Genomic DNA, 407 nt, shown 5'->3' with positions numbered 1-407 from the left:
GGCTGGCCGACTGGTTTCAGCGACCAACGCCGTAGGCGAAATCGAGGCTTATCGATACGACGAGCAGCACGTCATTCTTGAGCGGCAACTGGCCGGTGGGGCGAGTTTTTTTTGGGAGTGGGAACGGGCTGGTAAGGCGGCTCGGTGTGTTCGGCACTGGGCCAGCTTTTCGCAGATGGATACGCGGTATGTGTGGGAGGACGGTGGCAGGGTCACGGTTCACAACGCTGATGGCAGTCAGGAAGTGTATGTCCATGACCAGCGCGCGCGGCTGGTGCAGCGGATTGATCCCGATGGTGCTGAGCACTTCAAATCCTACGACGACAAGGGCCGACTGACGGTTGAGCAGGACCCGCTGGGCGCGGTGACGGCGTATCAGTATGACGATGCTGGACGCTTGGTGGCGT

General features: G+C 60.7%; 1 protein-coding gene. It reads left to right on the top strand.

Annotated features, from left to right (window positions below):
* On the top strand, positions 1-407 hold a 407-nt coding region (locus L8I05_RS29460), incomplete at both ends, for an RHS repeat domain-containing protein (RefSeq protein WP_242176733.1).

It is taken from the genome of Pseudomonas sp. MONT-RG-20F-20-E-7-02, from assembly GCF_022662395.1.
In the GTDB taxonomy this organism is placed as follows: domain Bacteria; phylum Pseudomonadota; class Gammaproteobacteria; order Pseudomonadales; family Pseudomonadaceae; genus Aquipseudomonas.
The sequence above is the reverse complement of the archived record's forward strand: the minus strand, read 5'-3'. Positions and strand labels throughout refer to the sequence as shown.